At 61.6% G+C, this 20,946-nt stretch carries 24 protein-coding genes; 8 read left to right on the forward strand and 16 right to left on the reverse strand.

Annotated elements, in window-relative coordinates; genetic code table 11:
• Together EX00_RS26190 and EX00_RS26195 are read left to right on the forward strand one after the other, a co-directional pair.
• On the forward strand, positions 1-1,651 hold a 1,651-nt coding region (locus tag EX00_RS26190), incomplete at its 5' end, for an electron transfer flavoprotein-ubiquinone oxidoreductase (protein WP_234709115.1).
• Positions 1,652-1,656: 5 nt separating this feature from the next.
• A complete protein-coding gene (locus EX00_RS26195) occupies positions 1,657-2,184 on the forward strand; it encodes a GNAT family N-acetyltransferase (protein ID WP_047464549.1) in 528 nt (175 codons plus the stop codon).
• A gap of 1 nt (position 2,185) precedes the next feature.
• On the opposite strand, the gene EX00_RS26200 is transcribed toward EX00_RS26195, so the two are convergent.
• The 3 genes from EX00_RS26200 to EX00_RS26210 form a co-directional block, all read right to left on the reverse strand.
• Positions 2,186-2,551 (reverse strand): type II toxin-antitoxin system VapC family toxin, encoded by a 366-nt coding sequence (locus EX00_RS26200; protein WP_047464551.1) that lies wholly within the window; start codon positions 2,549-2,551, stop codon positions 2,186-2,188.
• Positions 2,548-2,745 carry a type II toxin-antitoxin system VapB family antitoxin gene (locus tag EX00_RS26205; RefSeq protein ID WP_047464553.1) on the reverse strand — a complete coding sequence of 66 codons (198 nt, stop codon included), beginning with the start codon at positions 2,743-2,745 and terminating at the stop codon, positions 2,548-2,550. The genes EX00_RS26200 and EX00_RS26205 overlap by 4 nt, the downstream gene beginning before the upstream one ends.
• Positions 2,746-2,844: 99 nt before the next feature.
• Positions 2,845-3,747, reverse strand: coding sequence for a DMT family transporter (locus tag EX00_RS26210; protein ID WP_047464554.1), 903 nt, complete (start codon positions 3,745-3,747; stop codon positions 2,845-2,847).
• Between the two features lie 97 nt (positions 3,748-3,844).
• Here EX00_RS26210 and EX00_RS26215 point away from each other — a divergent pair, with 97 nt between their 5' ends.
• Positions 3,845-4,366: an Lrp/AsnC family transcriptional regulator gene (locus EX00_RS26215; protein ID WP_404944044.1), complete on the forward strand. Its 522-nt coding sequence runs from the start codon at positions 3,845-3,847 to the stop codon at positions 4,364-4,366.
• A gap of 52 nt (positions 4,367-4,418) precedes the next feature.
• Here the strand turns inward: EX00_RS26215 and mgtE are convergent, their stop codons facing one another.
• Positions 4,419-5,792 (reverse strand): magnesium transporter, encoded by a 1,374-nt coding sequence (mgtE, locus tag EX00_RS26220; protein ID WP_047464556.1) that lies wholly within the window; start codon positions 5,790-5,792, stop codon positions 4,419-4,421.
• A gap of 354 nt (positions 5,793-6,146) precedes the next feature.
• The gene (locus EX00_RS26225; RefSeq protein WP_047464557.1) at positions 6,147-7,160 is read right to left on the reverse strand and encodes a zinc-binding alcohol dehydrogenase family protein; all 1,014 of its coding nucleotides are present in this window, start codon (positions 7,158-7,160) and stop codon (positions 6,147-6,149) included.
• A 101-nt stretch (positions 7,161-7,261) separates the two neighbouring features.
• On the opposite strand from EX00_RS26225, the gene EX00_RS26230 reads away from it, so the two are divergent.
• Positions 7,262-7,666 carry a winged helix-turn-helix transcriptional regulator gene (locus tag EX00_RS26230; RefSeq protein ID WP_047464558.1) on the forward strand — a complete coding sequence of 135 codons (405 nt, stop codon included), beginning with the start codon at positions 7,262-7,264 and terminating at the stop codon, positions 7,664-7,666.
• Here the strand turns inward: EX00_RS26230 and EX00_RS26235 are convergent.
• Positions 7,631-8,848 carry an MFS transporter gene (locus EX00_RS26235; RefSeq protein ID WP_047464561.1) on the reverse strand — a complete coding sequence of 406 codons (1,218 nt, stop codon included), beginning with the start codon at positions 8,846-8,848 and terminating at the stop codon, positions 7,631-7,633. The two genes, EX00_RS26230 and EX00_RS26235, sit on opposite strands and share 36 nt — an antisense overlap.
• 346 nt (positions 8,849-9,194) lie before the next feature.
• Here EX00_RS26235 and EX00_RS26240 point away from each other — a divergent pair, with 346 nt between their 5' ends.
• The gene (locus tag EX00_RS26240; RefSeq protein WP_047464562.1) at positions 9,195-10,142 is read left to right on the forward strand and encodes a diacylglycerol/lipid kinase family protein; all 948 of its coding nucleotides are present in this window, start codon (positions 9,195-9,197) and stop codon (positions 10,140-10,142) included.
• A gap of 6 nt (positions 10,143-10,148) precedes the next feature.
• Here the strand turns inward: EX00_RS26240 and EX00_RS26245 are convergent, their stop codons facing one another.
• Entirely contained in the window at positions 10,149-11,489 is a 1,341-nt protein-coding gene (locus EX00_RS26245) for a glutamine synthetase family protein (RefSeq protein ID WP_047464563.1), read from the reverse strand.
• A gap of 82 nt (positions 11,490-11,571) precedes the next feature.
• Here EX00_RS26245 and EX00_RS26250 point away from each other — a divergent pair, with 82 nt between their 5' ends.
• Entirely contained in the window at positions 11,572-12,939 is a 1,368-nt protein-coding gene (locus EX00_RS26250; protein ID WP_047465156.1) for an aspartate aminotransferase family protein, read from the forward strand.
• Here the strand turns inward: EX00_RS26250 and EX00_RS26255 are convergent, their stop codons facing one another.
• A complete protein-coding gene (locus tag EX00_RS26255; RefSeq protein WP_052210966.1) occupies positions 12,940-13,560 on the reverse strand; it encodes an NUDIX hydrolase in 621 nt (206 codons plus the stop codon).
• A 53-nt stretch (positions 13,561-13,613) separates the two neighbouring features.
• Positions 13,614-14,633, reverse strand: a complete 1,020-nt coding sequence (locus EX00_RS26260; RefSeq protein WP_047464565.1) for a glycosyltransferase family 2 protein — start codon at positions 14,631-14,633, stop codon at positions 13,614-13,616.
• A gap of 93 nt (positions 14,634-14,726) precedes the next feature.
• On the opposite strand from EX00_RS26260, the gene EX00_RS26265 reads away from it, so the two are divergent.
• A complete protein-coding gene (locus tag EX00_RS26265) occupies positions 14,727-15,686 on the forward strand; it encodes a lysylphosphatidylglycerol synthase domain-containing protein (protein ID WP_047465161.1) in 960 nt (319 codons plus the stop codon).
• A gap of 6 nt (positions 15,687-15,692) precedes the next feature.
• Here the strand turns inward: EX00_RS26265 and EX00_RS26270 are convergent, their stop codons facing one another.
• The 4 genes from EX00_RS26270 to EX00_RS26285 are packed head-to-tail and all read right to left on the reverse strand — an operon-like array spanning position 15,693 to position 18,073.
• Complete coding sequence (locus tag EX00_RS26270) at positions 15,693-16,934, reverse strand: RNA polymerase sigma factor (protein WP_047464566.1); 1,242 nt, start codon at positions 16,932-16,934, stop codon at positions 15,693-15,695.
• Positions 16,935-16,944: 10 nt separating this feature from the next.
• Complete coding sequence (locus tag EX00_RS26275; protein ID WP_047464568.1) at positions 16,945-17,322, reverse strand: YciI family protein; 378 nt, start codon at positions 17,320-17,322, stop codon at positions 16,945-16,947.
• Between the two features lie 18 nt (positions 17,323-17,340).
• Entirely contained in the window at positions 17,341-17,703 is a 363-nt protein-coding gene (locus tag EX00_RS26280) for a YciI family protein (protein WP_047464569.1), read from the reverse strand.
• A 10-nt stretch (positions 17,704-17,713) separates the two neighbouring features.
• Positions 17,714-18,073: a YciI family protein gene (locus EX00_RS26285; protein WP_047464570.1), complete on the reverse strand. Its 360-nt coding sequence runs from the start codon at positions 18,071-18,073 to the stop codon at positions 17,714-17,716.
• 155 nt (positions 18,074-18,228) lie between these two features.
• Between EX00_RS26285 and EX00_RS26290 the strand changes: the two genes are divergently transcribed.
• Positions 18,229-18,459 carry a hypothetical protein gene (locus EX00_RS26290; protein ID WP_047464571.1) on the forward strand — a complete coding sequence of 77 codons (231 nt, stop codon included), beginning with the start codon at positions 18,229-18,231 and terminating at the stop codon, positions 18,457-18,459.
• A 17-nt stretch (positions 18,460-18,476) separates the two neighbouring features.
• Here EX00_RS26290 and EX00_RS26295 read toward each other — a convergent pair whose 3' ends face one another.
• The 3 genes from EX00_RS26295 to EX00_RS26300 all read right to left on the reverse strand — a co-directional run bounded on the left by EX00_RS26295 (position 18,477) and on the right by EX00_RS26300 (position 20,845).
• Positions 18,477-19,979 carry an AMP nucleosidase gene (locus EX00_RS26295; RefSeq protein WP_047464572.1) on the reverse strand — a complete coding sequence of 501 codons (1,503 nt, stop codon included), beginning with the start codon at positions 19,977-19,979 and terminating at the stop codon, positions 18,477-18,479.
• Between the two features lie 123 nt (positions 19,980-20,102).
• Entirely contained in the window at positions 20,103-20,279 is a 177-nt protein-coding gene (locus tag EX00_RS31810) for a hypothetical protein (RefSeq protein WP_202903775.1), read from the reverse strand.
• Between the two features lie 227 nt (positions 20,280-20,506).
• Positions 20,507-20,845, reverse strand: coding sequence for a DUF2147 domain-containing protein (locus tag EX00_RS26300; protein WP_047464575.1), 339 nt, complete (start codon positions 20,843-20,845; stop codon positions 20,507-20,509).
• Between the last annotated feature and the right edge of the window lie 101 nt (positions 20,846-20,946).

Consider the following 20,946-nt stretch of genomic DNA (forward strand, 5'->3'; position numbering starts at 1 on the left):
CGAGCTGCCTGAACGCGAGAGCATGGAATTCGACGTTGTGATTGTCGGCGCGGGCCCTGCCGGGCTGTCGGCGGCGATCCGTTTGAAGCAGGTCAATCCGGATTTGAGCGTCGTCGTGCTTGAGAAAGGTGCCGAGGTCGGCGCGCATATTCTGTCGGGCGCCGTCGTCGATCCCATCGGCATCGACCGGTTGCTGCCCGGCTGGCGCGAGGAGGAGGGGCATCCCTTCAAGACCGAGGTGACAGCCGATCACTTCATGTTGCTCGGCCCCGCTGGTTCCATCCGTCTGCCGAACTTTGCCATGCCGCCGCTGATGAACAACCACGGCAATTATATCGTCTCGCTCGGCAACGTCTGTCGCTGGCTCGCCGAAAAGGCCGAGGCCCTTGGCGTCGATATCTATCCCGGCTTTGCCGCAACCGAAGTGCTCTATAATGACGACGGCGCCGTCATCGGTGTTGCCACCGGCGACATGGGCATCGAGAAGAATGGCGAGCCCGGCCCGAACTATACCCGCGGCATGGAGCTGCTCGGCAAATATGTCCTGATCGGCGAAGGCGTGCGCGGTTCGCTCGCCAAACAGCTCATTGCCAAGTTCGACCTGTCGAGGGATCGCGAGCCACAGAAGTTCGGCATCGGCATCAAGGAGCTCTGGCAGGTCAAGCCCGAGAACCACAAACAGGGCCTCGTGCAGCACTCCTTCGGCTGGCCGCTCGGCATGAAGACCGGCGGCGGGTCCTTCCTCTATCATCTCGAGGACAATCTGGTTGCCGTCGGCTTCGTCGTGCACCTCAACTACAAGAACCCCTATCTCTATCCCTTCGAGGAATTCCAGCGCTTCAAGACGCATCCAGCCATTCGCGGCACCTTCGAGGGTGGCAAGCGCATCTCCTACGGCGCTCGCGCCATCACCGAGGGTGGCTACCAGTCGGTGCCGAAACTCTCCTTCCCCGGCGGTGCGCTGATCGGCTGTTCGGCCGGCTTCGTCAATGTGCCGCGCATCAAGGGCAGCCACAATGCCGTGCTCTCGGGCATGCTCGCTGCCGAGAAGATCGCCGATGCGATCGCGGCCGGCCGCGCCAATGACGAAGTGATCGAGATCGAGAACGAATGGCGTTCTGGCGATATCGGCAAGGACCTGAAGCGCGTGCGCAACGTCAAGCCGCTGTGGTCGAAGTTCGGCACGGCGATCGGCGTGGCCCTTGGCGGCCTCGACATGTGGACGAACCAGCTCCTCGGTCTCTCCTTCTTCGGCACGCTGAAGCACGGCAAGACCGATGCCGAGTCGCTGGAGCCGGCGGCCAAGCATAAGCCGATCGCCTATCCGAAACCGGACGGCGTGCTCACCTTCGACCGTCTCTCTTCGGTGTTCCTGTCGAACACCAATCATGAGGAGGACCAGCCGGTTCATCTCAAGGTCAAGGACATGGCCCTGCAGAGGAATTCGGAACACGATATCTTTGCCGGTCCGTCGACCCGCTACTGTCCGGCCGGCGTCTACGAATGGGTGGAGAAGGATGGCGAGGAGACCTATGTCATCAACGCCCAGAACTGCGTCCACTGCAAGACCTGCGACATCAAGGATCCCAACCAGAACATCAACTGGGTTCCCCCGCAGGGCGGCGAGGGACCGGTCTATCCGAATATGTGACGGACATGGAGGAGACCGGGCGGGACATCTACGAGATACGCTTGGCCCGCTCGGACGAACTGCTCCTGCTGGCCGCCATCGAGGTTGATGCTTTCTGGGCACTGCACGATGCCGGCGCGGTTGCCTGCGAACCGACATCCTTGCCGATCGGCGTGCTCCGGCAATCCCTGGAGCAGGATCTGCTGTTCGTTGCAGCCGATGAGGTTGATCAACCATTCGGCTTCCTCGCGGGGATCGCGATGGCCGATACCGTCCATATCGCTGAGATCGATGTCGTGCGGGACTGGCAGAAAAAGGGTGTCGGGCGCCGCTTGATGCAAGCTGTGATCGAGGCTGCGCAGACGCGGAGCGCATCGGGCGTTACCCTGACGACGGATCGCCATGTCCCCTTCAACGCGCCATTCTATGTCTCGCTTGGCTTCCTCATATTGGACGACGGCGAGAGGTCTGCGGAGCTATCGCAGGTCCTGGAAAGGGAGGTCGAGCACGGCGCGGACCCGGCCCGCCGGGTTGCGATGGCGCTATGGCTCTGAGCTATAATGGCGCGGCAATTCTGAGGTTTTCGGCGACGCGTTGAAGTCGTTTGTCGCGCGTCCAAAGATAGGTTCCTGGTGTCAGCATCGCGGCTGCGGCGAGATGGGCATCGACATAACCGATCCCCGCACCCTGCAATTTGTTGGTCCGGATGAAATAAAGGACGTCATCATCCGACGCCTTTGCAATCTGATACAGCCTGCTCAGGCTTCGCATCACAAGATCATATTGCCGCAGATTTCCAAGGCTGATCTCGCCGATGACGAAGGGGTGAATAAGAACTTGTTTCTGCTCCAATAGAGATTGGAGCCGCATGTCGAGCGAGTGAAAATGATCGATCCAGATCGACGTATCGACCAGGATCATTCGACGCCAAACTGACGACGGGGAGGAGCCGTAATATCCGGTTCCGAGCCGCCAAGACGTATCAAGGTTCTGGCGGCTTCGCGTTCCACGAGGGCTTTCAACGCTTCGCGCAGGATCGCCGAGGTCTCGGCCAAACCGGTGACCTCGCGTGCATCCGCGAGCAATTTGTCGTCGATGGCTACCGTGGTCCGCATTGATATGCTCCTTTGGCATCAAAATTAGCATCAGATGATGTCGCTTTCAATGCCGAAGGCTGCCAACGGCAACCTTCCACGCAATCTCTGTGCAGCCTCTTATTTCCGCGACAGCAGTCCCGTCGACAACGCGACACCCAGTCCCGTAACCACTGCCGCTGAAATCTCGGCGACACCGAGCGGCTCGCCCAGCAGCATTCCGCCGCCGAAGGTGGCAAGCACCGGGGTGATGGCGGTGAAGGCGGCGGCTTGTGTGCCGCCAAGGGCCTGGACGGCAAGGCCGTAGGCTAGAGTGGCGGCGAGGCCGGAGAGCAGGCCCTGGCTCACGACCTGCAGACCGATTTCAGGCAGCGGGATGGAGGCGAGAGAGCTGCCGAAGATGAAAGCAAGCACGACATGAATGAGGAACGACCAGACGGCGATGACGGCGCTCGACTGGAAGGCGTTCAGGCCGGAGCGGCGGAAGGCGTGGGTATAGCCGGCCCAGAGCAGAGCGCCGAGCGGCAACAGCGTGAAGCTGATCCAGGAGACATCGGCACCGGAAAGGCTGCGCACCAAAAGGATGACGACGCCGGCGACGATGCCGCCAAGGCCAAGCCAGCGGGTGATATCCGGACGCTCACGAAACAGCAGCAGGCCAATCAGCGCGGCCGCCAGCGGCATCGAGCCACCGAGCAGAATGCCGGCCGATGCGGCGGGCGTGAAGTGAATGGCGAAGGTGGTCAATTGGAAAAACAGCGCGCCGGAGCCGCAGACCATCAGCGCCAGCAGTTTTAGCGGCACGCCTTTCGGCAGCAGGCCGGTGCGCAGCCAGACAGGAGAAAGCACCAGTGCCGGAACACCGTAACGGATCAGACCGAGGTCGACCGTGCTCATCTGCGTTTCAGCGGTGTGGCGAGTGGCCAGGATCCAGTTGGCCCAGATCAGCACTGTGATGATGGCGCCGGCATAGCCGATTGCGGTGGGCATTGTCTTGCGGGAGGAGAAAGCCAAAGTGGTCATCGACGTATCCTTTCTAATCGTCCGGATCATCATCCGGTTGAGGAAAAGATAGCGCCGGAGGCCGGGGCATGTCCTTGCTAGTTATAGCTCTGAAAACATGCTATGGGCAATAATCTGCCAATATAGGCGATTGGATATCTCGAGGATGCTAAAACTGGATAAATTCGATATTGCCATCCTCAACTGCCTGCAGGAGGATGCGCGCGCCACCAATGTGGAGATCGCCGAGAAGGTGAACCTCTCTCCGTCGCCCTGTCTGCGGCGTATCCGCAATCTGGAAAAATCCGGTCTGCTGCGCGGCTACCGCGCCGATATCGACCGGAAGGAGGCGGGGCTCGGCCTGACGGTTTTCGTCGAGCTCAAGGTTGGGCATCACTCGAAGGAAAATTCCGAGGCGCAGCAGGCGGCACTGCTCGCGATCCCCGAGATCGTCGCCTGCCACTTGATTTCAGGAACGGCTGACTTTCTGGCCGAAGTCGTGGTGGAGGATCTGGCTGCCTATGAAAAGGTGATGTCGGAAAAGCTTCTTGTGTTGCCCGGCGTCTCCGACCTGCGCTCGAATTTTGCGATCCGCACTCTCAAGACCAATGGCGCCCTGAAGCTGCGTCCGCCGGTCTGAAACGAAAAAGGGGCCGTCGCCGGCCCCTTCGATGTCGGGATTTCGATTGTCTTCAGAGCATCGTGCCGCTGAGGATCAGCAGCGCGACTGAGAAGTAGATCACCAAGCCGGTCACATCGACCAGCGTTGCAACGGCCGGAGCCGAGGCGCTGGCTGGATCGAGCCGCAGCCTCTGTAGCAGGAACGGCAGCATCGAACCGGCAAGAGAGCCGAAGGTGACGATACCGATCAGCGCGGCGAAGACGGTCAGGCCGACCAGCTGCCAATGCGGGCCGTAGTCGAACAGGCCGATGGTCTGCCAGAGCACGACGCGAGCGAAGCCGACGAGGCCGAGGATGGAGCCGAGCACCATGCCGGTCGGCAGTTCGCGCAGAGCGACGCGCCACCAGTCCGAAAGCTTGAGTTCCCCGAGCGCCAGCGCCCGGATGATCAGCGACGTCGCCTGCGAGCCGGAATTGCCGCCCGAGCTCATGATCAGCGGGATGAACAGCGTCAGCACGACAGCCTTTTCCAACTCGCCTTCGAAATGCTGCATGGCGCTTGCCGTCAGCATTTCGCCGAGGAAGAGGGCGGCGAGCCAACCGGCCCGCTTGCGGATCATGCCGGCGAAGCCGATCTTCATGTAGGGCTGGCCGAGAGCTTCCATACCGCCAAACCTTTGCGCGGCCTCAGTGCTGTCGGCGATCATCGTATCGATGACGTCATCGACCGTGACGATGCCGAGCATGCGACAGTTCTCATCGACAACCGGCAGCGCGAGTAGATCGTGGCGGCGAATCAGGCGGGCGACATCCTCCTGTTTCATCAGCGCGGGCGCGGTGACAGGCGTACCCTTCTGCGCGACCGTCAGGATGCAGGCGTCGGGCTCGCCGGTGATGAGACGACGCAGCGTTACGACATGCAGCAGCGCCTGCGTTTCGTCGTCCAGCACATAGATGGCATAGACGGTCTCGCGGGAACGTTCGACCTGGCGAACATGATCGAGCGTCTGGGCAACCGTCCAGCCGGCGGACGCGCTGACGAATTCCGTCGTCATGATGCCGCCTGCCGTGCGCGGCGGATAGCCCATCAGGCCCTGGATCGCAACACGAACCGGCTCGTCGAGGGTGGCAAACAGCCGGGTGCGCGCGCCACCGTCCAGCTCCAGCAGGATGTCGGCCACGCGGTCGTTGGACATGCCGTGCAGCAGCCGTGCGGCGTCGGCATTGCTCATGACCTCGAGGATGGCGGAGGCGTTGCGCAGTTCCGGCCGGTCGAGGATACGCACGGCGCGCTCCTCCGGCATTTTGGCGAGGATGCGTGCGGCTTCCTTCGCGTCGATCGCATTCAGCTGCTCGACGCGTTCCGCGATGGTGACGGCGCGGTTGTTATTGATAAACGCACGAGCGGCATTGCCGGCTCGCACGGGAAGGCTGTTGATGTTCATGATAGCTCGCCTTTCCAGTCGATCTGCCGTCGCGGCGGATCGTGGCGAGCCGACAGGAGTCGGTTAGTGCACGAAGGCCACTGACGGCAAGGGCAATCGACTACTACTGTCGCTAGGCATCGTAAGATGGCTCCGGTTAATCGGTATGGAAAACGCTGTTCCCCACATGGGGGCAGAAGTCGCCCCGAAGTGGCGAAAAGTCAAGTGGCAGAGACGGTTAATGCCACAATGTCGCAGTAAAAATTCGATTGCGCAGCTAACGGCTTTTGCATTGCAGCAATCACTATTTCAGAAGGACCAAAAATGGCTTGGCCGGGCGGCTTGCACCCGGCCGTGTGAGCGAATGAATGAGCCTCAGAAACCGGCCAGGACGACTTTGCCCCTCATCTTGCCGGTCTCGATCAGTGCGTGCGCTTTCTTCAGGTTGGTCGCGTTGATCGTGCCCAGCGTTTCGGTGAGCGTGGTTCGGATCTTGTCGGCATCGACCAGTTCGGCGACCGTGGTCAACAGCCGGTGCTGCTCGATCATGTCGGCCGTGTTGAAGAGCGGGCGGGCGAACATCATCTCCCAATGGATCGAGATCGCCTTGCGCTTGAAGGGGACGATATCGAGCACTTTCGGATCGTCAATCAGCCCCAAGCGGCCCTGTGGCGCGATGATCTCCACGATCGAGGCGATATGATCGCTGGTGTTGGTGGTCGCGAAGACGAAGGCCGGGGCGCCGATGCCAAGGGCTTCGATCTGTGGGGCCAATGGCTTGGAGTGATCGATCACATGGTGGGCGCCGAGTTCCTTCACCCAAGCCTGGGTTTCCGGCCGAGAGGCGGTGGCAATCACGGTCAGGCCGGTCAGTGCCCGGGCGATTTGGATAGCGATCGAGCCGACGCCGCCGGCTCCGCCGATGATCAGAATGGCGTTGGCCGCACCCGGAACCGGATCCTGAACCTTGAGGCGGTCGAACAAGATCTCGTAAGCGGTGATCGAGGTCAGCGGCAGGGCAGCAGCAGCAGCGAAATCGAGGCTCTTCGGCTTGGCGCCGACAATGCGCTCGTCCACAAGATGAAATTCGGCGTTCGAGCCGCCGCGATTGATGGCACCGGCGTAGAAGACTTCGTCGCCGGGCTTGAACATGGTGACATCGGGACCGACTGCCTTGACGACACCGGCGGCATCCCAGCCGAGCACCTTGTATTCGCCCTCGGCGGGGGCGGCGCTGGCACGGACTTTAATATCGACCGGATTGACGGAGACAGCCTTGATTTCGACCAGGAGATCGCGGCCCTTGGCTTCGGGTGTCGGGAGGTCGATGTCGAGAAGCGACGTTTTGGCGGAAATGGGCTGGGGGATCTTGTAGGCGACGGCACGCATGGCAAACTCCTGTTTTGTTGTACAGGATCCAGATGCGTCTTATGATCCGAATCTACAAGAATGCACAAATTCTGTACGTAGTACCTAAAAGGATACTGTGGATGTCACTACCCCGCGCCAAGCTCGTCGAGAATTTCCCCGGTTGCCCGGTCGAGGCGACGTTGAGCCTGCTCGATGGCAAGTGGAAGGGCGTGATCCTATTCCATCTGATGGAAGGGACGCTGCGCTTCAATGAGATCCGCCGAAAGCTGCCGTCGGTGACGCAGCGCATGCTGACGAAGCAGCTACGGGAACTGGAAGTGTCCGGCCTGGTGTCGCGCACGGTTTTCCCGGTCGTGCCGCCACGCGTCGACTATGCGCTGACGCCGCTTGGCACCAGCCTGGAACCGATCATCAAGGCGATGGCCGTCTGGGGTGAGCAAAATGTCCTATGCCATACCGGCATGCAGCAGGTGCGGCTTTCGCCAGCCTCATGCGCTCCGGCTGTCGCGCTCCAGGGCAACTGAGATCCCGAAGACAACAAGGCCGAGGACGGAGAGCACCGCGCCGACATAACCGGTCGCGGCTGCGGTGAAGCCCCAGGCGATCACCATGCCGCCGAGCCAAGCGCCGAGCGCGTTGGCAATATTGAAGGCGGAATGATTGGATGCAGCGGCGAGCGTCTGCGCGTCGGCCGCGACATCCATCAGCCGCGTCTGCACGGCGGGGCAGGCTGCAAAGCCGCAGCCGATCAGGAAGACGCAGAGACAGAGCATGACCGGATTGGCGGCCGTCAGCGAAAACAGCGTCATGACGATGACGTTGAAGACCATCATCCCGCCGATCGTGCCCTTGATCGACAGATCGCCGAGACGCGAGCCGACGACGTTGCCGACATTCATGCCGATGCCGAAGAGCGCCAGCACGACAGGCACCATGGCTGTTCCCATGCCGGCAACTTGCGTTGTTGTCGTCGCGACATAGCTGAAGACCGAGAACATGCCCCCGAAGCCGACGGCGGCGATGCCGAGCGTCAGCCAGACCTGAATGCGCTTGAGTGCGCCGAGTTCGCGAGTGATGCTGGCGCCTTCCTCAACCCGGTCCTTGGGCAGGAACAGGGCGATCAGCAGCATGGTCGCAAGACCGATGCCGCCGACCATCATGAAGGCCGCCCGCCAGTTCAGGATCTGTCCGAGGAAGGTGGCGATCGGCGTGCCGATCAGGGTGGCGATGGTGAGGCCGAGCATGACCTGGCCGACGGCGCGGACGCGGCGATGAACCGGTACCATCGAGGCGGCGACAAGCGCTGCGACACCAAAATAAGCGCCATGCGGCAGGCCGGTGATGAAACGCAGAGCAGCAAAGCTCTCGAAGGTCGGAGCAAACGCGCTGGAAATATTGCCGGCGGCGAAAATCGCCATCATCAGCAGGAGCAACGTGCGCCGCGCCATCTTGGCGGCGAGAATGGCAATGATCGGCGCGCCGACGACGACGCCGAGCGCATAGGCGCTGATGACATGGCCCGCTTGCGGGGTCGTCACTCCGAACGCGTCGGCGACATTCGGCAACAGGCCCATGATAACGAATTCGCCGGTGCCGATGCCGAAGCTGCCGACCGCCAGGGCCAGCGTGACGAGCGCGATCGCGGCGCGCGACGGTGCCTCGATGACGGTTTGGGAATCGATGACGTCGGCGGTAATATCGCTCACGAAAACTCCAAGGCGGCAATGATGCGGCAGTGCCGCGAAGCAGGCAGCAAAGCCTAGTGTGGGGCTTCGGGCACAGCACAGAAACTGAAAAGATCGGGAAGGCACGAACATGCCTCAGTTGATTATATCAATCAGCGCTGCACGTCTGTCGCGTGCATTTTTTGCAGTGCAGCATATCGCCTCGTGCATACGTGTTCGCGCAGCCTTGCCCATCTGCCGCCTGTCCTGTTGGTCACAAGCGGCACTGATTGCTTGAAATCGCTCCCGTTGGAACCATCTGTGAAGAAGCAGGCGTGGGGGGCAGCTCCTTCCTGGGACTTAATTGGTGAGAAAACCGAGAGTATTGATGAAACTGATCGGCTTTTTCAATCGCGATGGCGGCACGTTCAAAACCACGGACATGGCTGCCTACGAAAAGAAGGCGGAACAGGTTTTCCGCGATGCCGGCCATGATTTCGAGGGCCTCGTGGTGTCGGGTGGCGAGGTGGTGGCGGCGATGGAGCGCGCGGCGCGGCGCGACGATATCGACGGTATTGTTGCCGGCGGCGGTGACGGCACGATTTCGGCCGCGGCCTCGGTCGCCTGGAAAAACGGCGTCGCGCTTGGCGTCATTCCAGCCGGAACCATGAATCTCTTCGCGCGGTCGCTGAAGTTGCCGCTCGATATCTGGCAGGTGCTGGAGGTGCTGGCGACCGGCGAGGTCGAGCAGGTCGATATCGGCAGCGCCAATGGCCGGCCCTTCATCCATCAGTTTTCCGCCGGCCTGCATGCGCGCATGGTGCGTTACCGCAACGCCTATACCTATCGCTCGCGCATCGGCAAGATGTCGGCCAGCACCCGCGCCGCCTTCGGTGTCGTGTTCAATCCGCCGGAATTCGCCGTTGATTTTGAAGCCGAGGGCGTTCGCGAGCACCGGCATGTCTCGGCGATTTCGGTCTCCAACAACCCCTTCGGCGCAAACGCGCTGCTCTATGCCGACGATCTGCGTAGCGGTGAGCTTGGCTTCTACACGGCAAGGCCGTTGCGACCGTTGGGCGTCGCTCGGCTCGCCGTCGATATGCTGCGTGGCCGGTTCCGCGAGAATGCCGATGTCATGGTCATGCATACACGCGAAGTGCACCTGCATTTCCCGAAGCTGCGCAGCCTGGCCAATTGCGTCATGGACGGCGAGCTACTGCCGCTGGAGCGCGATGTCACCCTCAAGCTGCATGCCGGCGAACTGAAGGTAATGATCCGGCAGGGCACGGCCGAGCGCGCTGCGGAGGAAGAGGCGATCCGCAGTGCGGCCGTCTGAAGTTCTTCAGAGGCGCGGCAGATAGGTCCGATAATCGAAATCGGACACGGTGCGCAGATGAAGGATTGCCTCCTTGCGCTTCGTATCGCCATAAAGTGCCTGATACCGCTTTCCGAAAATATCGGCGATGAAGGGGGAGGCGCTGAAGCGCTCGACGGCGGTGAGGAAGTCATGCGTCAGCCGTGGTGCATCGGTCGGTACATGGCTCGGTGTGGTCTCCTGGCCGGGGTCGAGGTCGTTCTCCAGCCCGAGCAGCATGCCACCGAGGATCGCCGCCAGCATCAGATACGGGTTGGCATCGGCGCCGGCGACGCGGTGTTCGATGCGCGCTCCCGGCCCATCCTTTTCGGGGATGCGTATGGCGGTGCCGCGATGGCCGTAGCCCCAGGTGAGGTCCACTGGCGCAAACGAACCTGGCTGGAAGCGGCGATAGGAATTGGCATAGGGCGCGAAGACCAGCTGCGCATCCAATAGCGTCTGCAGAAGACCGGCAGAGATCGATTTCAGTTTCACCGGCTCGCCGCCCGCCGCGTCGAGAATATTGCGACCTTTGCTGTCGATGATGCTGGCATGAACATGCAGCCCGGAGCCGGCATGGTCGGTATAGGGCTTCGCCATGCAGGTCGATTTCAGGCCGTGCTTGCGCGCCGCTTGTTCGGCCACCCGCTTCAGGAGGATGCAATCGTCGGCGGCGGCCAGCGCATCCGGGCGATGCAGCAGATTGACCTCGAACTGGCCGGGGCCGAACTCCGCCGTCGTTGCATCGGCCGGCAGGCCCTGCGCCTTCGCATAGGCGCGCAGAGTTTCAAGATAGTCGCCGAGGAGATCGACGGCATCCATGTCGTAAAGCTGATAGCCGTTCGGCTCGCCGCGATACATCAGCGCCGGCGGCGGCGAGGGGGTGCCGCACTCACGCCAGTCGCCGGCGAGAAGATAGAATTCCAGCTCAGTCGCGACCACGGGCGTCAGTCCGAGCGCCTTGTAGCGTTCGAGGACGGAGGCGAGGATCGCGCGTGGGTCCTGGAAGCTCGGGCTGCCGTCGAGCTCATGCATGGTGGCCAGCACCTGCTTCGATCCCGGCGGCGCCCAGGGCATGTCGGCGAGCGTGCGCGGATCGGCGACGCAGATGCCGTCGGGGTCGCCGATGGTCATCGACAGGCCGGTGATCTCGTCATTGTCATAGCCCCAGATATCCAGCGATTGTGTCGAGGTCGGCAGACGGACCGCGCCGGCCCAGACCTTCTTTTCCGCATCGATGGGGATCTGCTTGCCGCGTAGGCGGCCGTTCATGTCGGCGATCAGCACTTCGATGCGTGCTAGTCCCTTGGTCTCCTTGTCAGCCGCCATGCCCTTGTCATTCCCCGATGCTCACGTCATGGTCGTAAACGATCGAAGCCAGCCTTTCAATCCGATAGGGATTCTGCAAACGATGCCCGACACGTCCAGCCGCTCCAATCTCGCCGCCATCGATGCCGCTCATCATCTCCATCCCTTCGCGGACATGAAGAAGTTGAACGCCGATGGCGCGCGGATCATCCAACGCGGCCAGGGCGTCTACATCTTCGACAGCAACGGCAAGAAATATCTCGACGGCTTTGCCGGGCTCTGGTGCGTTAATATCGGCTATGGGCGAACGGAAATTGCCGATGCCGCCATCCGGCAGATGAACGAACTGCCCTATTACAACACCTTCTTCGGCACGACGACGACGCCTGCGACGCTACTGTCGCAGAAAGTCTGCGCCCATGCCGGCCCGCATTTCAACCATGTCTTCTTCACCAATTCCGGCTCGGAAGCCAACGACACCTGGTTTCGCATGGCGCGCGTCTACTGGAGCGCTATCGGCCAGCCGGCGAAGAAGACCGTTATCGCCCGCAGGAACGGCTACCACGGCTCGACCGTCGCAGGCGCCAGCATGGGCGGCATGAAATACATGCACGAGCAGGGCGACCTGCCGATCCCCGGCGTCGTCCATATTGGACAACCCTATTGGTACGGCGAAGGCGGCGAACTCTCGCCGGAGGAGTTCGGCCTCAAGGTCGCCCGCGAACTGGAAGAAAAGATTGACGAGCTGGGCGAGGATAATGTCGCCGCCTTCATCGCTGAGCCGGTGCAAGGGGCAGGCGGCGTCATCATTCCGCCCGCGACCTATTGGCCGGAAATCGCCCGCATCTGCAAGGTGAGGAACATTCTGCTCGTCTGCGACGAGGTGATCTGCGGCTTCGGAAGGCTGGGCTCCTGGTTCGGCTATCAGCATTTCGATGTCCAGCCCGATCTGGCGCCGATCGCCAAGGGCCTGTCATCGGGCTATCTGCCGATTGGCGGCGTGCTGGTCAGCGACCGCATTGCCGATGTCCTGATCAACGATGTCGGCGAGTTCAATCACGGCTTCACCTATTCCGGCCATCCGGTCTGCGCAGCCGCCGCACTGGAAAATCTCCGGATCATCGAGGACGAGCAGCTGATCGAGCGCGTCCGCGACGATATCGGTCCCTACTTCGCCAAGGTGTGGGGCGGTCTTGCGGACCATGAGATGGTGGGCGAGGCCGTCAGCATCGGGTTGATGGGCGCGCTACAGCTCGCCGCCGACAAATCCACCCGCCGCCGCTTCGAAAAGCCGGATGCGATCGGCTCGGCGGTGCGCAATCATGCCCTGACCAACGGTCTCGTCCTGCGAGCCACCGCCGACCGCATGCTGGCCTCGCCGCCGCTGATCATCAGCCACGATCAGGTGGACGAGATGGTCCGCATCACGCGGCTGGCGCTGGATGCCGTCTGGGCGGAGGTGAGAGCGTAATCAGCTTTCATTCGTGGGGGATGGCGCATCCCATTTGCCCGCTCTGTGCAGGGCAAGCGTCAGCGCTGCGACGTGAATGACCTGGATCATCTTGCCCTCGAGCGCTAGCCCGATGGCCTGCCGGATAGGAATGCGAACAAGGCGAATGCGTTCGGTCGGATCGTCTGCCGGCTTTGCGGTAAGCTCGACATTGCGGGCAAGTACGATGTGGCAAAGGTTGGTGTGAGTGGCCGGATTGGCGGCAAGGCTGCCGACATATTCCCACTCGGTGGCGGATAGGCCGGTCTCTTCCCTCAACTCCCGCGCCGCCGCTTCGACCGGGCTGGTATCGCTTGCGTCCACCGCGCCGCCTGGCAGTTCCAATGCGACGACACCCAGACCGTGGCGATATTGCTGGACCAGATAGATGTTGTCCTCGGCGTCGAGCGCGACCACTTCCACCCAGTCTGGATATTCCAGCACGTAATAGGGCGCAATCTCCACACCCTCCGCCGTGACGCAATTATCGGCCCGGACCTTCAGCCATCGGTCGTGCAGCAAATGGGTGGAGCTTTTGACCTCCCATGGTGGAAGATCGGCGGGGTCAGGCAATACGCTTGTGGGCTTTTCGGTCGGGTCCATGAGTGGTTCCGGCGTTGAGACGACGAGAATCGGCCTATCCGCGTGTCGGGAGCCTATGCTTCCTGATTGTTCCGATCGAAGATCTTGCGGACGATATAATTCGGTGACAGATCGTCACGGTAATAAATGCGCGCGATCATCTCGGCGAGGATCCCGGTCGTGATCATCTGCACCGACGACAGCAAGAGCACGATGCCGACCAGCAGCAGCGGCCTGTTGCCGATATCGTCGCCGAAGATGAATTTGGCGATGAAGAGCCAGAGCAGCACTATTGCGGAGAGCGCTCCGAGGCCGAGGCCGAGGGAGCCGAAGAAATGGCCCGGCCGCGCCTTGTAGCGCATGAAGAACATCACCGACAGCAGGTCGAGAATGACGCGGAAGGTCCGTGAAATCCCGTATTTCGATGTGCCGTGCTGGCGCGCATGGTGGGTAACGGCGACTTCGCCGATGCGCGAGCTCGGCACGACACCGGCGACCCATGCCGGGATGAAGCGGTGCATCTCTCCCATCAGCTTCACTTGCTTGATGATCGTGGCGCGGTAGATTTTCAGGCTGCAGCCATAGTCGTGCAGCTTGACGCCGGTGATGCGGCCGATGAGATAATTGGCGCACCAGGAGGGGATCTTGCGCAGGAGAAGTCCGTCCTGACGGTTCTTGCGCCAGCCGACGAGCAGGTCCAATTGACGACGCTCCAGCTCCTCGACCATCGAAGGGATATCCTTCGGGTCATTCTGCAGGTCGCCGTCCATAGTGGCGATCAGCCGGCCGGTGGCGGCGTCGATGCCGGCCTGCATGGCGGCGGTCTGGCCGAAATTGCGCTGAAGCTCGACGATGCGCAGCGTCAGCCCCTCGCGCCCGAGCGAGCGGCGCGCATTGGCGAGCGTAGCGTCCGTGCTGCCGTCGTCGATCAGGATCAGTTCCCACGGCTTGGTGAAATCCACCATGGCGGAACAGATGCGCTCGATCAGCGGTCCGACGCTTTCTTCCTCGTTAAAGACGGGCACGACCAGCGAAAGCTCAAGGGTGCTTGCCGTGTCGGCCAGGGAGAGGATCGACTCTGCCGTTGTCTGCAACTGTTCTTTCTCCTAAAAGACCGGCAGAACCTGCCGGACGGAGCGAGCGACATGTCCGGCGTCTGCCTCCGCTCGCGTTGGGTGCTCTACTACATGAAGACTCCGATGGTTGCCAGCCGACAGAGCTGGTTTATTCGCAACCGCATGACGCTGCTCACGCTCGCCGTCGTGCTCGCCTATGCCGCCTTCATCGAGTGGTTCTGGGGCTGGAGCTCGATCCTGGCGCAATGGGGCAAAGTCGGCGTCCTGCCCATCCTGCTGGCGCTGGCACTTTTGACCGGCACCTATTTTCTGCGCACCTGGCGCATCTACGATTATTTCCCCAGGGAAACCGGCGGCCATTTCGCGGCACTTTTCCGCGTGACGCAGGTTCACAATCTCCTCAACATCATGATGCCGTTCCGTGCGGGCGAGACCAGCTTCCCCGTGCTGATGCGCTCTGAATTCGGCATACCGCTCGCGCGCAGCACCTCGGCGCTGTTCGTCATGCGGCTGTTCGACCTGCATGCGCTGCTGGCCGCAGCCGGCATCGGCCTTGCGCTTGCCTCGCCCTATCCGGTACTTGCCTGGATAGTCTGGGTCGCCTTCCTGCTTCTGCCGGTCGCCGGCTTTGCCTTGCGCCGGCCGCTGATCCGGTTTGCCGCCAAGGTATTGCCGAAGAAGGCGCAGGGGCTGGTGCATGAGCTGGAACGGGGCTTGCCCGCCAATGCCGGTGCTTTTGCCCGCGCCTGGCTGACGACGGTGGTCAACTGGCTGGTGAAGGTCGCGGTGCTTGCCTGGGCGTTAGGCCTGATGAATGTCACGCCGCTCTCGGCCAGTTTCGGCGGCGCGCTCGGCGGCGAGCTTTCGTCGGTGCTGCCAGCGCATGCGCCCGGCGGCGTCGGCACCTATCCGGCCGGCATCACCGCCGGCGCCATGGCCTTCGGCGCCTCGGGCGCAAAGGCGGCGATCGACAATCTGGCGCAGGCCAGCATCAACGCCCATCTCCTGATCGTGGTCTCGGCCCTGACGGGGACAGCACTTGGCCTGCTCGCCTCCAGGAAGCCCGCCTGATCGAGCCTATCGCCCGGTCTTGCCGGCAAGTTCCGCCAGTCTTTTGCGCAGGAACGCTTGCTCGGGCGCCTGATGGCAAAGCGAGAGCGCGGTTTCGTAAGCTTGTCGCGCCTCGTCGTCGCGGTTGAGCTGGCGCAGGAAATCGGCTCTTGCCGCGTGGGCGAGGTGATATCTAGCCAACCGATCCTCGCCAAGCAGGCCGTCCACGATCCGCAGTCCCGCCGCTGGTCCATCGCACATCGAAACGGCGACGGCCCGATTGAGCTCGACCACCGGCGACGGATGCGCCACTAGCAACAGATCGTAAAGCGCCACGATCCCTCGCCAGTCGGTCTGGTCCGTCGTTGCCGCGCGCGCGTGCTCGGCGGCAATTGCCGCCTGCAGCGCATAGCTGCCGACGCTTTCACCTGCCATCGCCTCGGCCGCGAAGGCCAGTCCCTCGTGGATTTTCGTACCCTCCCAGCGCGCGCGGTCCTGATCGGCAAGCAGAATGAGATCGCCGGAGGCGCTTGCCCGTGCCGACCGCCGCGAATCCTGCAGCAGCGTCATCGCCAGCAGGCCCGCCGCCTCTGGATCGGGCAGAAGTGTCAGCAGCAGACGGCAGAGGCGAATGGCCTCGGTGGCAAGGTCGGCGCGGACGATCGTTGCTCCTGATGAAGCGGAATAGCCCTCGTTGAAGACGAGATAGATGACGTGCAGCACCTGAGCCAACCGCTCCGGCAGCTCCGTCTTTGCCGGGACTTCATAGGGAATATGGGCGGCTCGGATGCGGTTCTTGGCCCGGACGATGCGTTGGGCGACGGTCGGTGCCGGAACGAGAAAGGCGTGGGCGATCTCTTCCGTCGTCAGACCGCAGACCTCGCGCAGCGCCATTGCCATCTGCGCTTCGGCTGGAATGAGCGGATGGCAGCAGGTGAAGACCAGCCGCAGCATATCGTCTTCGATCTCCTGGTTCTCGGTGACTTCCATCATCTCGCCCTCCGGATAGAGGCTGTCGGCAATATCGGCCCTGGAGGCGTCGAAGCGTGTGCGCCGCCGGATGTGGTCTATCGCCCGGAAACGGCCGGCCGAGACCAGCCATGCATAGGGATTGATCGGTATTGTCTCCGGCGTCCACTGCTGCGCCGCCGCCGCGAAGGCATCGTGAAGCGCCTCTTCCGCCCGGTCGAAATCGCCCAACAGACGGATCAGCGTCGCCAGCACACGGCGCGACTGGCTGCGGTAGATTTCGTCAATGATTGCGTTCATGGACACGGCGTCAGCGTTCCTCCGCAAGGTCTCCCCGAAGGGTCAGGATACGCACCGGACGAATCTCGATGGCACCGTAACGCGCCGAGGGAATGTGTTTGGCGATATCCGTTGCGCTATCCAGATCGGGCGCCTCGATGAGGTAGAATCCGGCCAGATGTTCCTTCGTCTCCACGAACGGCCCATCCGTCACCGAAAACGTGTCGCCATGTGGCCGGATGACGATAGATTTGTTTCGGAGTTCCAGCGCATCCGAAACGATGAGGCTGCCGTCCTGCCGCAGGCCTTCATCATAGACGAAATGCTCGCCGATCAGATGGTTCATCTCGCTTTGCGTCAGCCTTCCGTCGATGTCGACGGATGTGTAGATCAGGCATAGAAATCGCATCACTCTCTCCCTTAGCGCCTATTCATTCGGAAACCGTATGTCATAGGCGGCCCTGACTTCGATCATGCCGTATCGGGCGACGGGGAAGGTGGCGGCGATGCGGGTCGCTTCGTCCATATCCTTCGCCTCGATCAGCACGAAGCCGCCGAGATGTTCCTTGATCTCGGCGAAGGGGCCGTCGGTGATGGTGGCCTCGCCCTTGCGAACCCGCACGGTCCTTGCGGTGTCCGGCTCCCGCAAGGCATTGGCGACGATGAGATGCCCGCTGTCGCGCAGCCGTTCGTCACGATCGATGGACTCATGCGTCAGCCGCCGTCCTTCTTCTTCGGTGAGGGTCGCGATCTCGGCGGTGTCGAACCAAACCTGGCAGAGAAATTTCATCGTCGTCTCCTCAAAGTTCGGGGCCGAAGGAATAGATCGGTCGCACTTCGATAGCACCGAGCTTTGCGAGCGGAATGCCCGCCGCGACGCGAATGGCGTCGTTCAGGTCTCTAGCGTCGATCAGGATGAAGCCGCCGAGATATTCCTTAGTTTCGATGAAGGGGCCGTCCGTCACGGACGTTTCGCCGCTGCGGACCCGGACAGTCACCGCAGCACTTGGCGATTGCAGTGCCTCGGCATGGATCATGTGTCCGCTTGCCATCAGATCCCGGTCGTAGCCGAGCGAATCCGAATCGAGCCTGTGCTTTTCCTCTTTCGTCATGGCATCGAGCGTCGTGCCGTCGAACCAGACCTGACAAAGATATTTCATCGCAGTCGTCTCCTCTTCCATTTGCTGACAGCCATAGACGAGCGGGCCGCGCGCAAATCGACATCCCGATCCGCAGCATGACAAAAATTTTGATTGCTGTCGAAAAGGGTCGGTGCCGGTCGACTAGTTCCGTCTTCAACAAAGGAGAGACGGAGATGTATAATCTGGAAGCAGCACTCATCTATCACTGGCACAGGAAGGCATTATCGGAGGAGGAGATACTGCAAATGTCGAATCCTACCGAAGTCGTATTTCGCTCGATGATCGGATTTGCCGTTCTTGCCGTGGTGATCCTATGCTTGAGCTGGGCCGGCGAGCCAAACAGCGAACGGCCGCTAGTTGCGGCCGCTGCTCAGACATATGCGGTATCTGCGCAAGGGCAGTAACGCCCAAGCTCGATCGCTTATTGGAACGCCGTCTCGAAGAAGCTGCGCAGCTTGCGCGAATGCAGCTTTTCCGGCGGCATTTCGGCCAGTTTCTGGATGGCGCGGATGCCGATCTGCAGGTGCTGGTTCACCTGCGTGCGGTAGAAGGCAGTCGCCATGCCCGGTAGTTTCAGCTCGCCATGCAGCGGCTTGTCCGAGACGCAGAGCAGCGTGCCGTAGGGAACGCGGAAGCGAAAGCCGTTGGCGGCGATGGTCGCCGACTCCATGTCCAGCGCGACGGCGCGGGCTTGCGACAGGCGCTTGACCGGTCCGGCCTGATCGCGAAGCTCCCAGTTGCGGTTGTCGATCGTGCCGACCGTGCCGGTGCGCATGATGCGCTTCAGCTCGAAGCCTTCGAAACCGGTGATTTCGGCGACGGCCGCTTCCAGCGCCACCTGCACTTCGGCAAGCGCCGGGATCGGCACCCAGACCGGCAGGTCGTCGTCGAGAACGTGATCTTCGCGCATATAGGCATGTGCCAGCACATAGTCGCCGAGACGCTGGCTGTTGCGCAGGCCGGCGCAATGGCCGAGCATCAGCCAGGCATGCGGGCGCAGCACGGCGACGTGGTCGGTGATCGTCTTGGCGTTGGACGGGCCGACGCCGATATTGATCAGGGTAATGCCGGCATGGCCCTTCTTTTTCAGATGGTAGGCCGGCATCTGCGGCAGCCGTGGCGGGGTCGTATCGCCTTCCGGCTGGCTTGAGCTGGCCGGCGTGGTGATGTTGCCCGGCTCGACGAAGGCCGTATAGCCATCGCCGCCCTTGGCCATCAGGTCGCGCGCCCAGTTGCAGAATTCATCGACATAGAACTGATAGTTCGTGAACAGCACGAAGTTCTGGAAATGCGCAGCGCTGGTTGCCGTATAATGGGAAAGGCGGGCGAGCGAATAGTCGATGCGCTGCGCGGTAAACGGCGCCAGCGGCGAGGGCTCGCCCGGCGGCGGGATATATTCGCCATTGGCGATTTCATCGTCCGTCGTGTTCAGGTCCGGCGTATCGAAGAGGTCGCGCAGCGGGATATCGTCGAAGCCGGCGGCGGATGCTTCCACATAGGCCCCTTCGCCGAAGGCGAAATGCAGCGGGATCGGCGTCGTCGATTCCGACACCACCACCGGCACATTATGGCTGCGCATCAAGAGCGCGAGCTGTTCCTTCAGATAGTGCTTGAAGAGCTGTGGGCGGGTGATCGTGGTCGTATAGACGCCGGGTGCGGTGACATGGCCGTAAGACAGGCGCGAGTCGACATGGCCGAAGCTGGTCGTCTCGATGCTGACTTGCGGGTAGAAGGCGCGGTAGCGCGCCGTGATCGGTCCGCCCTTGGCGAGCTTGGTAAAATTGTCGATCAGGAAGGCTGTATTGCGGTCGTAAAGCTCGGCCAGAGCCTCGACTGCCTTCCCGGGATCGGTAAAGCTCCGTGGCTGAAACGGGCTGGGGGACGAGATTTCGAGGGGCGAAAAGGGAGAGATTCGGTTGCTCATGCGCTATTATATAGTGGCATCTTTAACAAGCAAACGACGTTGCAAGGCACGGCCCCGGATTTTCGCAGCTATTTTTATGCCGTTGCGCGGTTCAGTTCCTGAGAATCGGCCAGAGGTCCCCGACTATTGCACTGTGGTGCAATAGGGGGCTCCCGTCTGCAAGCAAGTGAAGCTTGCGCCGAAATGAGATTGCGCGCCGCTGCGGCCGGTATGCTCGACCGCCATTGAAAAGCTGAACGCAAAGACGGCGGCAAACAGCATGATAACTGCGAAACGCCATGCCATGATGATGGTATTCATGTTCCTGGACCTACCCGTGCCCTATACTGGACACCGTTTTGCCATGGTCAGGCTGAACGGGTGCTGAGATACCGGTTCATCCGGCGTTCAGGAAGATTACCGCGGAAATGGGCCTGGATCGAAGGCGCGCGGAGTGGAAATGGAACGTGCCGTGCCAGTCCGGACGGCGGATGAGAGGGCGTGAAAGCTCCCGCCCTCGCTGAGCCTTGTCGATGATGGGATGGCTTCTAAAGCCTTGTCCATGTCTGCGATTTGCAGAAAACCTTCAGGACGCAGCCTTGCATCTTCAGAGTGCTGCCGCTGGTGGTGCCGGATCCGGCATAGGTCTTGTCGGCAGCGGGGTCGGTGATCTCGCCGGTATAGGTGCCGCCCTTGCCATGCATTTTGCCGATCTGTCGGCCAGCATATTTGCCGGTCTTCAGTGTTACGCAATAGTCGCCGCCGCAGGGCGCGATGGCGGCGGTGTCACCCGCCACGGTCTTCCAATTGCCGACGATCGGCTCGTCCGCGAGGGCAGTGCCCGCGCTAAAGAGTAGTGCGACGGTGATGATGGTGGTGCGGATCATAGCTTTCCTCCCGAAAGTCTCCCGTTCCCATAACCGGGATCGCGGCGAAATTAGCTTACGCGAACGTAAAGGTAAATATCGTTTTCAAGCGTGTTTTCCCA

The sequence above is a fragment of the Martinezella rhizogenes genome, assembly GCF_000799715.1.
Classification (GTDB): domain Bacteria; phylum Pseudomonadota; class Alphaproteobacteria; order Rhizobiales; family Rhizobiaceae; genus Rhizobium; species Rhizobium rhizogenes_C.

Excerpts from the sequence above, each read along its gene's own strand:
- EX00_RS26230 (WP_047464558.1), top strand. The coding sequence starts at position 7,262 with ATGTCACTACCCCGCGCCAAGCTCGTCGAGAATTTCCCCGGTTGCCCG.
- EX00_RS31810 (WP_202903775.1), bottom strand. The coding sequence starts at position 20,279 with ATGAATACCATCATCATGGCATGGCGTTTCGCAGTTATCATGCTGTTT.
- EX00_RS26280 (WP_047464569.1), bottom strand. The coding sequence starts at position 17,703 with ATGAAATTTCTCTGCCAGGTTTGGTTCGACACCGCCGAGATCGCGACC.
- EX00_RS26210 (WP_047464554.1), bottom strand. The coding sequence starts at position 3,747 with ATGACCACTTTGGCTTTCTCCTCCCGCAAGACAATGCCCACCGCAATC.
- EX00_RS26250 (WP_047465156.1), top strand. The coding sequence starts at position 11,572 with ATGCCCGACACGTCCAGCCGCTCCAATCTCGCCGCCATCGATGCCGCT.
- EX00_RS26255 (WP_052210966.1), bottom strand. The coding sequence starts at position 13,560 with ATGGACCCGACCGAAAAGCCCACAAGCGTATTGCCTGACCCCGCCGAT.
- EX00_RS26285 (WP_047464570.1), bottom strand. The coding sequence starts at position 18,073 with ATGAAATATCTTTGTCAGGTCTGGTTCGACGGCACGACGCTCGATGCC.
- EX00_RS26275 (WP_047464568.1), bottom strand. The coding sequence starts at position 17,322 with ATGCGATTTCTATGCCTGATCTACACATCCGTCGACATCGACGGAAGG.
- EX00_RS26205 (WP_047464553.1), bottom strand. The coding sequence starts at position 2,745 with ATGCGGACCACGGTAGCCATCGACGACAAATTGCTCGCGGATGCACGC.
- EX00_RS26200 (WP_047464551.1), bottom strand. The coding sequence starts at position 2,551 with ATGATCCTGGTCGATACGTCGATCTGGATCGATCATTTTCACTCGCTC.
- EX00_RS26195 (WP_047464549.1), top strand. The coding sequence starts at position 1,657 with ATGGAGGAGACCGGGCGGGACATCTACGAGATACGCTTGGCCCGCTCG.
- EX00_RS26290 (WP_047464571.1), top strand. The coding sequence starts at position 18,229 with ATGTATAATCTGGAAGCAGCACTCATCTATCACTGGCACAGGAAGGCA.
- EX00_RS26265 (WP_047465161.1), top strand. The coding sequence starts at position 14,727 with ATGAAGACTCCGATGGTTGCCAGCCGACAGAGCTGGTTTATTCGCAAC.
- EX00_RS26240 (WP_047464562.1), top strand. The coding sequence starts at position 9,195 with ATGAAACTGATCGGCTTTTTCAATCGCGATGGCGGCACGTTCAAAACC.
- EX00_RS26245 (WP_047464563.1), bottom strand. The coding sequence starts at position 11,489 with ATGGCGGCTGACAAGGAGACCAAGGGACTAGCACGCATCGAAGTGCTG.
- EX00_RS26215 (WP_404944044.1), top strand. The coding sequence starts at position 3,845 with ATGCTATGGGCAATAATCTGCCAATATAGGCGATTGGATATCTCGAGG.
- EX00_RS26295 (WP_047464572.1), bottom strand. The coding sequence starts at position 19,979 with ATGAGCAACCGAATCTCTCCCTTTTCGCCCCTCGAAATCTCGTCCCCC.
- EX00_RS26225 (WP_047464557.1), bottom strand. The coding sequence starts at position 7,160 with ATGCGTGCCGTCGCCTACAAGATCCCCCAGCCCATTTCCGCCAAAACG.
- mgtE (WP_047464556.1), bottom strand. The coding sequence starts at position 5,792 with ATGAACATCAACAGCCTTCCCGTGCGAGCCGGCAATGCCGCTCGTGCG.
- EX00_RS26270 (WP_047464566.1), bottom strand. The coding sequence starts at position 16,934 with ATGAACGCAATCATTGACGAAATCTACCGCAGCCAGTCGCGCCGTGTG.
- EX00_RS26300 (WP_047464575.1), bottom strand. The coding sequence starts at position 20,845 with ATGATCCGCACCACCATCATCACCGTCGCACTACTCTTTAGCGCGGGC.